Annotated in this window: 12 protein-coding genes; 6 read left to right on the top strand and 6 right to left on the bottom strand. The window is 31.3% G+C overall.

Translation table 11 applies throughout. The annotated features are described in order from the left end of the window. Together FBFL15_RS08820 and FBFL15_RS08815 are read right to left on the bottom strand one after the other, a co-directional pair. On the bottom strand, positions 1 to 1,101 hold the full coding sequence (locus FBFL15_RS08820) for a hypothetical protein (RefSeq protein ID WP_014084264.1): 1,101 nt from the start codon (positions 1,099 to 1,101) through the stop codon (positions 1 to 3). Between the two features lies 1 nt (position 1,102). Then, positions 1,103 to 2,431 (bottom strand): reverse transcriptase domain-containing protein, encoded by a 1,329-nt coding sequence (locus FBFL15_RS08815; protein WP_014084263.1) that lies wholly within the window; start codon positions 2,429 to 2,431, stop codon positions 1,103 to 1,105. A 396-nt stretch (positions 2,432 to 2,827) separates the two neighbouring features. Here FBFL15_RS08815 and FBFL15_RS08810 point away from each other — a divergent pair, with 396 nt between their 5' ends. The 6 genes from FBFL15_RS08810 (at position 2,828) to FBFL15_RS08785 (ending at position 8,912) form a co-directional block, all read left to right on the top strand. Continuing rightward, positions 2,828 to 3,847 (top strand): helix-turn-helix transcriptional regulator, encoded by a 1,020-nt coding sequence (locus FBFL15_RS08810; protein WP_014084262.1) that lies wholly within the window; start codon positions 2,828 to 2,830, stop codon positions 3,845 to 3,847. A 77-nt stretch (positions 3,848 to 3,924) separates the two neighbouring features. Next, positions 3,925 to 4,362, top strand: coding sequence for a hypothetical protein (locus tag FBFL15_RS08805; protein ID WP_014084261.1), 438 nt, complete (start codon positions 3,925 to 3,927; stop codon positions 4,360 to 4,362). Between the two features lie 162 nt (positions 4,363 to 4,524). After that, entirely contained in the window at positions 4,525 to 5,271 is a 747-nt protein-coding gene (fabG, locus tag FBFL15_RS08800; RefSeq protein ID WP_014084260.1) for a 3-oxoacyl-[acyl-carrier-protein] reductase, read from the top strand. Positions 5,272 to 5,317: 46 nt separating this feature from the next. Continuing rightward, positions 5,318 to 7,345 carry a hypothetical protein gene (locus tag FBFL15_RS08795; protein WP_014084259.1) on the top strand — a complete coding sequence of 676 codons (2,028 nt, stop codon included), beginning with the start codon at positions 5,318 to 5,320 and terminating at the stop codon, positions 7,343 to 7,345. A 5-nt stretch (positions 7,346 to 7,350) separates the two neighbouring features. Next, complete coding sequence (locus FBFL15_RS08790; protein WP_014084258.1) at positions 7,351 to 8,169, top strand: DUF4846 domain-containing protein; 819 nt, start codon at positions 7,351 to 7,353, stop codon at positions 8,167 to 8,169. 2 nt (positions 8,170 to 8,171) lie between these two features. Further along, positions 8,172 to 8,912: a M15 family metallopeptidase gene (locus FBFL15_RS08785; protein ID WP_014084257.1), complete on the top strand. Its 741-nt coding sequence runs from the start codon at positions 8,172 to 8,174 to the stop codon at positions 8,910 to 8,912. Here FBFL15_RS08785 and recQ read toward each other — a convergent pair. From recQ to FBFL15_RS16990, 4 genes are all read right to left on the bottom strand, one after another. Further along, positions 8,909 to 11,017, bottom strand: a complete 2,109-nt coding sequence (gene recQ / locus FBFL15_RS08780) for a DNA helicase RecQ (RefSeq protein ID WP_014084256.1) — start codon at positions 11,015 to 11,017, stop codon at positions 8,909 to 8,911. The genes FBFL15_RS08785 and recQ overlap by 4 nt on opposite strands. Positions 11,018 to 11,034: 17 nt before the next feature. Further along, positions 11,035 to 11,490, bottom strand: a complete 456-nt coding sequence (coaD, locus tag FBFL15_RS08775; RefSeq protein ID WP_014084255.1) for a pantetheine-phosphate adenylyltransferase — start codon at positions 11,488 to 11,490, stop codon at positions 11,035 to 11,037. Positions 11,491 to 11,641: 151 nt separating this feature from the next. Further along, a complete protein-coding gene (locus tag FBFL15_RS08770; RefSeq protein WP_014084254.1) occupies positions 11,642 to 12,610 on the bottom strand; it encodes a D-alanine--D-alanine ligase in 969 nt (322 codons plus the stop codon). Positions 12,611 to 12,632: 22 nt separating this feature from the next. Further along, a complete protein-coding gene (locus FBFL15_RS16990) occupies positions 12,633 to 12,767 on the bottom strand; it encodes a hypothetical protein (RefSeq protein ID WP_262493550.1) in 135 nt (44 codons plus the stop codon). Between the last annotated feature and the right edge of the window lie 52 nt (positions 12,768 to 12,819).

The following is a 12,819-nucleotide window of genomic DNA, read 5'->3' as shown; positions in this document are numbered from 1 at the left end:
TTATTCTGAAGTTTTATAGTAAAATGTTAAAATGTGTTTTGTTCCAATGCAATTTTCGTCGGAAATTAACTCATAGTCAGGATCATTAGTGTCTTTTAATAAATTAATTCTATAATGTCCATTGTCAAATTTAGATTCTATTGACCAATTGCAATAACCAAAAAGTTTCTCTTTTATTTCGCCAATTGTTCCTTTTCCACTTTTCCATTCAGGGTGTAATTGGTTGAAATCTTTGGTAGGAAAAGAATTAAAATGCAAAATTTGAATTTGAATTTGATAATAATTGTCTATTAATGTGCCTTTATATGTAATGTTGAATTTTGCAATAGGCAATTTTGAACTTTTATCCCGTATGATTTCTAAAATACTTTTTATTGCGGATATAAAAAAAGGTGTATTTGTATAAAAATCCGCGTTTTCTAATCTATTTAAAGAATACTCCACATCTGTATTTTGAAACACTTCCTGGATTATATCCTCTGTATAATTTTTTAAATCAGGAGCCTCTATCCTCGTCAATTTTCTGAATTCATTTATAGTAGTTATAAATTCTGGATTTCTAAATGGTGACAATTTATATTCTTTTGACCAATTTTTCCATTTATTACATGAAAACCCTTCGTTCATACCGTTTCCCCAATTTGGATTTTCATTAAATGAAAATTCATTTACAATGCTATACAAATAAGATGGTATTTTTAGTTTTTTAGTTTCTCTCTCAAAAACTTTCTTTGTGTTTTCTAAAAATAGTTCTATATCGAAATCCTTTTGTTGGTCAAAATCATGTGTTAGATATTTTAGCCCATTTGGATTGTTAAATAAATACATGAAATTGGCAACATCTTTAGGTTTATGTTTTTTTACAACTATTTTTTTTTCACCTTTCTTTGCTCCACCCAATACTTCACCCAAACCGCTCCTCTTCTCCAACCCCTCCACTTTTTCATTGATGTTTTTCAACTGCTTGTCTAAGGTTTTTATTAATTCCGAATCGGTTTTCATAAAGTTGCTTGAAAGCTGAAAAACCCGCTCTTTTTGAGCGAGTGTTAATTTTTTATCGGCTAATAAATGATGGACTAAATCAAATGAATCTTGTATCATTTTATAAAATTTTGTTATCTATATTTATATTATCAATTAAAAAACTTTCAAAGTCAACAATTGTAGCTATCTTTTTTGCCTTTTTTCCAAAATTGTAAAATGAAATCGCTGCCTCAACACCTTCTTTTTCCCAAACGTCTAGCAACTGATCAATTTTGTTTACTCTTCCTGATAATTTTTCAAATCTGGTTTTTAACCCTATATAAGTACTGTCCTCAGCGCCTTTTACCATCTTTAAATATAACAATTTCCCTTCTAAAACATGGGTCATATTGGGCTTTTTTGAAACTAAATGCCCTTTTTCTGCCATATAATTTTGTGTGAAAAAAGTACTTGCTTTGTCAAATCCATAGGATTCCCAATAATACAACCATTTTCTTAACTGCTTGATATAATCTCTAGAAACATTCAACTTTTCGTTTACCGTTATACCTGTAACTTCTTGTTTTACATTTTTTACCTGCAATCGAACTTTACTTTCGTTTATACGAAAATTTTGATCTGTAATTATTCTTCTAACTTCTTTATCAAAAACACTATTTTTTTTATATATTTTTTCAAATTTTCCTTTTGCATACTCACAAGCATTGTGGTTGCTACTAAAGGTAATATCGTCTGCATATCTAGAATATTGCAAACCAAATCGTTTGGCTGCACCTGCTAGTCGAATGTCCATTTTTTCGCAAATAGCATTTGTTAATGTAGGAGATGTTGGTGCACCTTGTGGCAAAACCGATGTCAAAATAGTATGACTAACACCATCTTTAATTCGTTCTACATCAAGTTTTGTACAACAAATAGAGGCAATCATGTTGGCTATTTTAATACCTTTGGGACTGTTTTTTAAATTAAACGGAGCTATTAAAAGTCTTCCCCAAACTCTTGATTTATCAATACTCGGAAAAAAATCTTTCAAATCAAGATTGTAAACATATTTTTGGTTGACATGTTTCTTGGCATTATCTACAATTGATTTGCCCACCACAAATCCAGTTGCATTGGGATGAGGTAGATATACACATTGAAAAATATAATTCAAGGCTTCTTGAACTTCTTTTAATTTTGGATGTGGTGCATGTATAGTCCTAATACCCCCAGATTTCTTTTTTATTTCAAATTGATGATAAAAAACAGAAGTTGAGTTTTCTAAATTGAACTCTTTCGCATCTTTTAAAATGAGGTGTTGTAATAATTTAGGTTTAAAGTTTGAGGCTTTTGTTCCATGAATATGTTTTTTGGCTACATTGATTAAATGCCACAAATCAGCTTCTTTTTTCATATTCTGAAATAATTCTTTAATCTCAGTTTGTTGATCTACATTTGTTTTCATGGTAACTTACATTGTTTTATATGTTTTGAAAAACCGTAGTGTATATTCTTTTTCTTCATCAACAAATTTTTCATCAATAAATACTAGAAGTTAGGGTCTTGATTAGTATCCAACATAAAATAATAAATATATTATAATTAGTTCATTACTAAACATTCCATTATAACTTGCGTTATAGAACTTGCCGATTTGATATTTTGTTTACAACATATTGGAAACAAAAAATCCAGCAAGCAAGCCCGTTATAAAAACGAGCGATTCAATATCTTAACTACGGTTTTCAAAGAACTTATTTTGATGCTGCAAATTTATATTCCTTCTCTGCATTTTTGCTGCATAGCAAAATATTTTTTATATTGCACCAAAATTCAAGCAAAATTAAACCATTTTTTTAATATGGCAATTACAAAAAATCCTTTTATAAGATATAAAATTTTAGACTCTTTTTTTCGACATCCGTTTAAGATTTATACTATTGATGTTTTACTTCAAGAGTTAAACGATAAATTATTTGAAATTTTTGACAATCACAAGAACGCCATAAAGTTAAGACAACTACAAGAAGATATTGCCTTTATGAAATCTACTGAAGGTTGGGGTATAGAATTTGCAGATTTAAGTGATGGTAAAAAAAAAATTTACCGCTACGAAAACATTAATTTTTCTATCAACAACTTAGCTTTAAATGATATAGAAACCAACGAATTTCAAGCTGCATTATTAACTTTAAGCCATTTTGAGGGAATGCCTCAATTTGAAGGGATTTCTGAAATTATTGCAAAACTAGATATGAAATTTAAAAATAATATTATAGAAAAACCATTTATTGGGTTTGAACAAAATGCAGATTTGAAGGGTATAGACAATTTTGGTATGTTGTTTCAAGCAGTGAAAGATAAACTAACATTAGAAATTGAATATAAAGATTTTTCGTTTCCAGAGTCTTATAAATTTGAATTCCACCCATATTATTTAAAACAATATAATAACAGATGGTTTATATTGGGTTTAAATCCTTCCAAAAATAAGTATGATTGGAATATTGCGTTGGATAGAATTGTAAGTTACAAATGTATTGATAAGGGTTTTATAGAAAATGAAAAAATTGATTTTAAGGAATATTTTTCAGACATGATTGGTGTTTCTAAACCCGAAAATTCAATTATTGAAACTGTAATCCTGCATTTTGAACCCTTAACGGGTAAATATATGGTGAATAAGCCAATTCATGAATCTCAAAAAAATAAATGGATTGATGAAAATACTTTAGAAATTAAGCTAAATATAATAATTAATTACGAATTAGTAAGGTTTATTTTGAGTTATGCCGATAGTGTAAAAGTAATTGCACCGCTTCATTTGGTGGATTTAATTAAAAATAAAATAAATGGTGCCCAAAATTTATACAAATTATAATTCAGTAGTTATTTTATCATTATCAAAAAAGCAGTACATTTGTAAGCTAAAATCAACACTTATTTAAACAATTTTATATGCAGGTTAATTTAAAAAATGGGATCGATTCCTTAATTTTTGGCATGAAAGAAGCTGATGTAATGGCAAAATATGGAAAGCCAGATTTGTCGTTTTTGGATGATGATCAAAACAGAATTTATTTATATAATCAATACAAAATAAGGTTAACTTTTTATGAAGAGGAAGACTTTAAGTTAGGTTATTTGGTGGCATCTAGCCAAGATTTAACTCTTTTTGGCGAAAAAATAATGGGAAGAAAAATAAGTGATGTAAAAAAATTTTTAGCTTCAAAAAAAATCAATCATTTTGCTGAAGAACAAGTGGACTCTTTCCATAATTTTTTTAATGAAGACAATTGGTTGTTGTTTCAGGTAGAGTTTGACGAAGTAGTCAAGTTGGAATTGGGTGCTATGATTAAAAATGAAAACGAATTTGATTGGAAGTTTAAGGGGTAGTGTACTATATATTTAAGATTTTAGTTAAAATTTGAATCATAATTTATTATTTTTACTATATTTTTAAAAATTTGATTTTATTGATTTAGGTTTTGTATTGGTTTTAAATTATTTGTTTATATTTGACACTTCAATTATTGAATCAATTATAATTATTTAAAAATGAAATTACTAGAAGGGAAAACGGCCATTATTACAGGTGCCAGCAGAGGAATTGGAAAAGGAATTGCGGAAATATTTGCAAAAAATGGAGCAAATATAGCTTTTACTTATAGTTCATCGGCAGCATCTGCTCAAGAATTAGAAAATGAATTGAACCAATTGGGCATAAAAGCAAAAGGGTATCAATCTAATGCCGCTGATTTTAATGAGGCTCAAACTTTTGTAGAAGCCGTATTGGCAGAGTTTGGAAACATAGATATTTTGATTAATAATGCAGGAATTACAAAGGATAATTTGTTGATGCGAATGACCGAAAATGATTTTGATCAAGTTATAGATGTCAATTTGAAATCTGTTTTTAACATGACCAAAGCCGTTCAAAAAACATTCTTGAAAAACCGTAAAGGCTCTATTATCAATATGAGTAGTGTAGTGGGAGTCAAAGGTAATGCTGGACAAACCAATTACGCAGCTTCAAAAGCGGGAGTTATTGGTTTTACAAAATCGATTGCCTTAGAATTGGGGTCAAGAAACATTCGCTGTAATGCCATTGCACCAGGTTTTATTGAAACAGAAATGACTGCAAAATTAAACGAAGATGTGGTTCAGGGATGGCGAGATGGCATTCCATTGAAACGTGGCGGCACTACAGAAGATGTGGCCAATGCTTGCTTGTTTTTTGCTTCGGATATGAGCAGTTTTGTTACTGGTCAGGTATTGAATGTTTGCGGAGGTATGCTTACTTAATTTGAAGTTATAAGTTGTAATTTAAGGTAAAAACCCCAATATATTAATGAATACTACTACAATATTGCTCATTTTTTTAGCTGTACTTATAGCAATTGGGATTGCTTTTTACCAATACATATATAAAAATACAAACAAGTCAAAAACCATTTTGTTTTTGGCTTGTTTGCGTTTTTTTAGCGTTTTTATACTCCTTTTATTGTTAATAAATCCAGTAATTTCAAGAAATACTTTTGAAATTGTCAAAACTCCTTTGGCAATTGTTATGGATAATTCTAGCTCTATTAAAAATTTATTTGCACAAAAAACAGCTACAGACGTTTACCAACAATTGGCTCAAAACGCTGATTTGAAAACCAAATTTGATGTGCAATTATTGAAATTTGATGACAAAACCGAAATGTCGCAACAAATTGATTTCAAAGGTACTAAAACTAATATTGATGGAGTTGGTACATATTTAAAAAATATTTTAAAAAACAATTATTTTCCTACGGTTATTATTACAGATGGAAATCAAACATCTGGCAATGATTATACATTTAGTTTTCCAAAACACGCTCAAATTTTGCCCATAGTTGTTGGCGATACGACTACTTTTTTAGATTTGAAAATCAATCAACTGAATGTCAATAAATATGCTTTTTATAAAAATAAATTTCCTGTAGAGGTGTTTTTACAATACTCTGGGAATAAGCCTGTTCATGCTAATTTTAGTATAACAAATGGCAACAATACATTAGTCAAACAAGCCATTTCATTTTCAAAAAACAAAAAATCGGCAGTTCTACAAGTACTTTTGCCAGCAGATAAAATGGGCCTTCAAATATATAAAGCTCAAATAAATTCTTCAGAAAAAGAACGTAATATACATAATAACATTAAGAATTTTGCTATTGATATTATTGATCAAAAAACCAATATTGCCTTGGTTTCTGCAATCAGCCATCCTGATTTAGGAGCTATAAAAAGGGCCATCGAAACCAATAATCAAAGAAAAGTTACCATCCTAAAACCCACAGCCATCCAATCGTTGCAGGATTTTAATGTGCTACTTTTATATCAACCAAACGAAAGTTTTAAAAATATTTTTGATTTAAAGGCAAAAATGAAGTTAAATGCCTTGATTATTACGGGTTTACATACCGATTTTAATTTTTTGAATCAAAACCAAACAGATTTTGTGTTTCAAATGACTACTCAAAAAGAGGATTATCTCGCTGCTTTTGAAGAGCAGTTTAATTTATTTGCCATAGAGCCCCACATTTTTAACGAGTTACCACCATTACAAAATCCTTTTGGAAAAATTATTTCAAAAGCACCAAATCAAGTACTTTTGAATGCTAAAATAAGGAATATTAATACGCAGCAACCTTTGTTCACCTTTGTATCCTATACAGCCCAGCGAAATGCCTACCTCTTTGGAGAAAATATTTGGAAATGGCGTTTGCAAGAACATCTAAATCAAAAAAGTTTTGAAAAATTTGATCAGTTTTTAGACAAAACCATCCAATTTTTAGCTTCAAACGACCGAAAAAAATCGTTAATTGTTCATCATGAACATTTTTATAATGCCTCTGATTTGATTGAGATTACGGCAGAATTTTTTAATAAAAATTATGAGTTTGACGAAAAAGCAAAGTTGACTATTTCGATAATAAATAAAGACAATAAAAAACAAATTAAATATGATTTCTTAAAAAACAACAATAGTTTTAAAGTAAATTTAGAAGGTTTGGAAGCAGGCCATTACCAGTTTATTGTCAAAGAAATTAATACAAATGCAGTATATAATAGTTTTTTTGAAATTGCTCCTTTTGATATTGAAAAGCAATTTGTAAATCCAGAGGTGCTCAAGTTGCAACAACTCGCTCAAAATTATGGCGGAAAATGCTTTTATCCAACGCAAACACCTGCATTAATCAAACAATTATTGGATAACCCCAATTATAAACCTACCGAAAAAGCGATTGTCAAAAAAACACCGTTGATTGATTGGGAGTGGCTTTTGGCATTATTAGCTATAGTATTGTCTGTAGAATGGTTTGTTCGTAAGTATAATGGTTTATTATAGATTTTATGAAAAATAAAACATATATTTTTTTAATATTAGTAGTTATTTATTTACCTTCTGTTAATTTTGTTCCGTATTTAAATCAAAATTATAATACCATAGCACATCGTTTTCCTGTGCCTCAGGGTTTTGTTAGAACTCAAGAAAACCCCAATTCTTTTGCTAATTATTTAAGAAATTTAAAATTAAAACCTCAAAATAGTCTTGTTAAATATTATAATGGGACTTATAAAAATAAAGCCAATGTGTATGTAGCTGTTATAGATTTGCCAATTGGCAATAAAGATTTGCACCAATGTGCTGATGCTGTTATGCGATTGAGAGCTGATTATTTGTACCAAAAAAAGGACTTTAATGCCATTCATTTTAACTTTACAAATGGTTTTAGAGTTGATTTTTCGGAATGGATTAAAGGAAAAAGAATTGTTTTGCAAGGCAACAAAACTTATTGGAAAAAAGCCACTGTTCCAGCAGCAGATCAAAATGTATATTGGCAATATTTGGAACAAATTTTTCAATATGCGGGCACAGCCTCATTAGAAAAAGAATTGAAAACCATTGCTGTTAAAGATATTCAAATTGGCGATGTTTTTATAAAGGGTGGTTTTCCAGGACATGCAGTAATAGTTGTAGATAAAGCAATAAATATTCAAAATAATCATACGATATTTATGTTAGCACAAAGCTATATGCCCGCTCAAGAATTACAAGTTTTACAAAATCCCAATCGGGCCAACGGAAGTCCTTGGTACGATTTGGATTTTGGAACCACATTGGAAACTCCAGAATGGCGTTTTGATTCATCGCAACTCAAAAGGTTTTAAATATGAAATTATTCTTAATATCTATACTAATTACGATGTCAAATACATTGATGGGCCAACAACCACCCCCTCAAGTATTGAAGTTGATGCAAGCCTATCCTGATCAAATTATTGAATTTCGAGATAATAAACTTTTTTTTGCAGACAAATCATTTTTGATTTATGATGATTTTAAAACTAAAAACAGTCAAGAATTATTGGACAATCCAGATGTCGAAGATCAATTTGCTTATCGATATGATACGTCCAAAACAGATCATAACGATGCGGGAAGGGTTAGAAATGAACTTTTTTTTAAAAAAATGTATGGAGATACTGAAAATAAGGTTCGCAAGAATTTAGTTAGCATCACATGGTGTCCTAAATTGGTTGGTCAAAAATTGTTGGTTAGTCGAATAAATGGTGTTGCCGAAAAAATGCAAAATATTTCAAAAGCATTAGATGAACACCCAGAATGGAAAGCGTATCTGACCAATATTGCGGGCACCTTTGTATGGCGAAAAATAGCGGGTACAAACCGTTTAAGCAATCATAGTTTTGGAATAACAATAGATATTAATATAAAAAATGCCCATTATTGGCAGTGGGATTGTAAGTGTAAAAATGAATTTACAAAACTAAAATACCGAAATGCCATACCAATGGGGTTGGTTCAAATTTTTGAAAAAAATGGTTTTATTTGGGGCGGAAGGTGGAAACATTATGATACAATGCACTTTGAATACCGCCCCGAATTGTTTTAAAGTGCTTCTTTTTCTAAAATACTTAAACCGATTCTGATTTTTTCATAAGGAATTTTTTCTTCAAAATAATCAAAATAGGTTTTAAGTTGTGCTGGATTTTCCAATATTTCTTTGGCATTTTTTATCAATTCTATTTCGGATTTATCAATAAATTGATGGATATTGATTGCATTACCATCTAAATATAGCTTGGCCAAATGCGACATAATAGTTGCAGGATTGAGTTCTCTTTTGGCTGCAATGGCCGCAACACTTTCGCCTGCTTGAAACATTTCTAATGTAATTTTGTATGTATTTTCTTTTTTTGGTTTTTCAATTTTATCACTTTGAAATTGTCTAATGGCTTCAATAAACATAGTGCCATATTTTTCGAGTTTGGCTCTACCAACACCGTCAATGGCCAAAAATGATTCATCGCTCATGGGTCTTTCAGCTTCAATTTGTCGTAAAGTAGCATCGTTAAATACAGCATAAGCTGGAATTGATTCTTCTTGTGCTAAATCGGTTCTTAATTTTCTTAAAATGTCAAATAAAGATTGAGTATTTGTAATTTTTTTAACTGCTTTTTCTTTACTTTTTGGCGTTTCAAATTTTACTTTTTGAACATTGGTTAGCAGTACTTTTTCATTTTCAAAAAGCACATTTTTTGCATTAGATGTTAGTTTTAGTTGGTTATTTTGATGAAATGCTATTTCGCAATAACCTAAATTTACCAATTGAATAAGGTATTGGCTCCAATCAAACCAAGCGATATCGGCACCCACTCCATAAGTTTTTAAGTTTTGGTATGATTTGTCATAGATGTTTGCATTTTTTGACCCTTTCAAAAAATCGACAACTACTCCAATGGGTTCTGATTCTTTTAAACGGTAAATAGCAGATAATGCTTTTTGGGCAATTATGGTGCCATCTATAAAAGCAGGAGGGTTTTTGCACACATCGCAATTGCCACAATTTTCAGAAACGAGCTCTCCAAAATAGGATAATAATATTTTGCGACGACAACTTTGGGCATCGGCAAATTGTTTCATTCTATCTAGTTTAGCTAATTGAATTTCAGCATTTTGGGCTTCAAGTGCAAATTTTTGAAGCTGAATGACATCGCCATAACTTTGAAATAAGATTGTTTCTGCGGGTTGTCCATCTCGGCCGGCACGGCCAATTTCTTGGTAATAGCCTTCGATATTTTTGGGCAAATTATAATGTATCACCCATCTCACATTGGACTTATCTATGCCCATACCAAAGGCAACTGTGGCACAAACTACCTGGCAGGTATCATTAATAAACGCATCTTGCACTTTTGTTCGGTTGTGGTTGTCCAAACCAGCATGATAGGCCATAGCCGAAATACCTTTTGATTGTAATTTTTCTGATAATTCTTCGGTAGTTTTACGACTTAAACAATAAATAATACCAGCTTCATCGGCTTTTTTATCAATAAATTGTACAATTTGTTTCACCCTATCGAGGGCTGGTCTTACTTCGAGACTTAGGTTTTTTCTGTCGAATGAGGCTACAAAAACATGAGGGTTTTGCAAATTCAGTTGATCGCAAATGTCTTGTCTGGTAGCTTTATCGGCAGTGGCTGTTAGAGCCAAAATGGGTGTATTGGCAAACTTATTTTTTAGGTATCCTAAATTGCAATATGCGGGTCTAAAGTCATGTCCCCAGGCCGAAATGCAATGGGCTTCGTCTATGGCTATAAGGCTCACTTGGATGCTGGCAAATAGGGGTTCTAAATAGTTCAAACTTTCGGGCGCTACATATACCAATTTGATGTTGCCGTTGTGAATTTGTTCTAAATAATAATGTTGCTCCATGGCCTGTTGCGAACTATTAATAAAACAAGCGTTGATGCCGTTAGCTTTAAGGCTATCTACCTGGTCTTTCATCAAGGCAATTAAGGGCGAAACTACAATGGTTAGCCCCTGAAATATGAGGGCTGGAAGCTGAAAACAAATCGATTTTCCACCTCCTGTAGGCATTATCGCTACGGTGTCTTGTCCGTTGAGAACAGATTGGATAATGGCTTCTTGGTTGGGGCGAAAATTTTCAAATCCAAAATGATCTTTTAGTTTTTGTTTTAGTGTTATTGTTTGCATGGCTTTATTATATAGGGTTATTTTCTAACGGCTTCAGGTACAAGAAGTTCATAGTGGCCTCCATTTCGTAAAACATCTCTTACGATGCTGGAACTGATGAACGACGTTTTGGCAGCTGTAAGTAAAAATACAGTTTCAATTTTGGCCAACTTCCTGTTGGTGTGTGCAATAGCTTTTTCAAATTCAAAATCGGCGGGGTTTCGTAAGCCCCTCAATATAAATGAGGCATGTAGTTTTTTGCACAAATCTATGGTGAGTCCTTCGTATGTAATTACTGAAATTTTTGGTTCTTTTTCAAATGTTTTTTTGATAAAATGCAAACGTTCTTCTAAGGTAAACATGTATTTTTTATCGGCATTTACACCAATGGCAATAACAATTTCGTCAAATAACGGCAGACTTCTGTTGATGATGTCTTCGTGTCCCAGCGTAATTGGGTCGAAAGATCCTGGAAATATGGCTTTTCTAGTCATAGATGTTGTATTTATGCAAATATAAATTTTATTTTTTGATTTTAAAATAAAATTATAATAACAAATTATATTTTTTTGTAAATAATAGTTGAAAATTAATGATTTGACAAATTTACAATAGGTTTGGTTGATTATGGTGTAATTATTTCAATTATAATGCCAATTCGATAGCGTTTGTAAACAAATCTTGTAATGAAATTCCTGCTTCACGGGCTTGTTGTGGCAATAAACTTTCGGTGGTAAGTCCAGGAATGGTGTTCATTTCGAGCATATAAGGTTCGTTGTTTACAATAATAAATTCGCTTCTAGAAAAGCCTTTCATTTTTAGAATGTCATACGCTTTTTTGGCTGTTTCGGCAATTTTTTGCGTAAGCTCTTCAGAAATTCTGGCTGGAGTAATTTCTTTTGATTTGCCTTGGTATTTGGCTTCGTAATCAAAAAAGTCGTTTTCTGAAATAATTTCTGTGATGGGCAATACGGTTGTAACTCCTTGATAATTAATTACTCCAACAGAAACCTCGGTACCATCTAAAAAACTTTCGATGATGATTTCGTTGTCTTCTCTATAGGCCATTTCGATGGCTATTGGGAGTTCGGCAGCGGTTTTTACTTTAGAAATGCCAAAACTAGATCCAGATTTATTGGGTTTTACAAAACAAGGTAAACCTACTTTTTCGACAATTTTTTGGGTTTCAATCAGGTCGCCTTTATTTAGATAATAGGAAGTGGCTGTTTTGATTCCATAAGGTTTTAAGACAGAGAGCAAATCTCGTTTATTAAAAGTAAGTGCAGCTTGATAATAATCGCAAGAAGTTTGAGGGAGTCCGATGAGTTGAAAATAAGCTTGCATCAAACCGTCTTCGCCAGGAGTGCCATGTATGGCATTGAAAACGCAATCAAAAGTAATTTTGTTGTTATCGACAGTTGTAGAAAAGTCGTTTTTATCTATGGGAAATTCTTGGTCTTGAGGATCTACATATACCCATTTGTCTTTAAAAATATGGACTCTGTAGGCGTTAAATTTTGATTTATCTATATAATTATATACAACGTTTCCGCTTATTAAAGAAATTTTGTATTCGGAGGAATAACCTCCCATGATGATGGCAATGTTTTTCATGGTTGTTTTGCTGTTATGAATTTTATTTTATAAAAAATGTTGCTTTTGAAAAGGATTGCCCTAGCCCAGATAGTAGTGGAAATCCTTTTGTGCCAGGGTTTGGCACAAAAGATTGCAACGGATAGCTGGAAATGGCTCCTAATAAAAATTTAAACAAAATTATCATTTTTTTTGAAAAGAAATGCACATAGTATTTTATATATTTGCGA

This window comes from Flavobacterium branchiophilum FL-15, from assembly GCF_000253275.1.
Taxonomy (GTDB): domain Bacteria; phylum Bacteroidota; class Bacteroidia; order Flavobacteriales; family Flavobacteriaceae; genus Flavobacterium; species Flavobacterium branchiophilum.
The sequence above is the reverse complement of the archived record's forward strand: the minus strand, read 5'-3'. Positions and strand labels throughout refer to the sequence as shown.

Coding starts and splice junctions, on each gene's coding strand:
- FBFL15_RS08790 (WP_014084258.1), top strand. CDS start 7,351: ATGAAAAATAAAACATATATTTTTTTAATATTAGTAGTTATTTATTTA.
- fabG (WP_014084260.1), top strand. CDS start 4,525: ATGAAATTACTAGAAGGGAAAACGGCCATTATTACAGGTGCCAGCAGA.
- FBFL15_RS08820 (WP_014084264.1), bottom strand. CDS start 1,101: ATGATACAAGATTCATTTGATTTAGTCCATCATTTATTAGCCGATAAA.
- FBFL15_RS08810 (WP_014084262.1), top strand. CDS start 2,828: ATGGCAATTACAAAAAATCCTTTTATAAGATATAAAATTTTAGACTCT.
- coaD (WP_014084255.1), bottom strand. CDS start 11,490: ATGACTAGAAAAGCCATATTTCCAGGATCTTTCGACCCAATTACGCTG.
- recQ (WP_014084256.1), bottom strand. CDS start 11,017: ATGCAAACAATAACACTAAAACAAAAACTAAAAGATCATTTTGGATTT.
- FBFL15_RS08785 (WP_014084257.1), top strand. CDS start 8,172: ATGAAATTATTCTTAATATCTATACTAATTACGATGTCAAATACATTG.
- FBFL15_RS08815 (WP_014084263.1), bottom strand. CDS start 2,431: ATGAAAACAAATGTAGATCAACAAACTGAGATTAAAGAATTATTTCAG.
- FBFL15_RS08770 (WP_014084254.1), bottom strand. CDS start 12,610: ATGAAAAACATTGCCATCATCATGGGAGGTTATTCCTCCGAATACAAA.
- FBFL15_RS08795 (WP_014084259.1), top strand. CDS start 5,318: ATGAATACTACTACAATATTGCTCATTTTTTTAGCTGTACTTATAGCA.
- FBFL15_RS08805 (WP_014084261.1), top strand. CDS start 3,925: ATGCAGGTTAATTTAAAAAATGGGATCGATTCCTTAATTTTTGGCATG.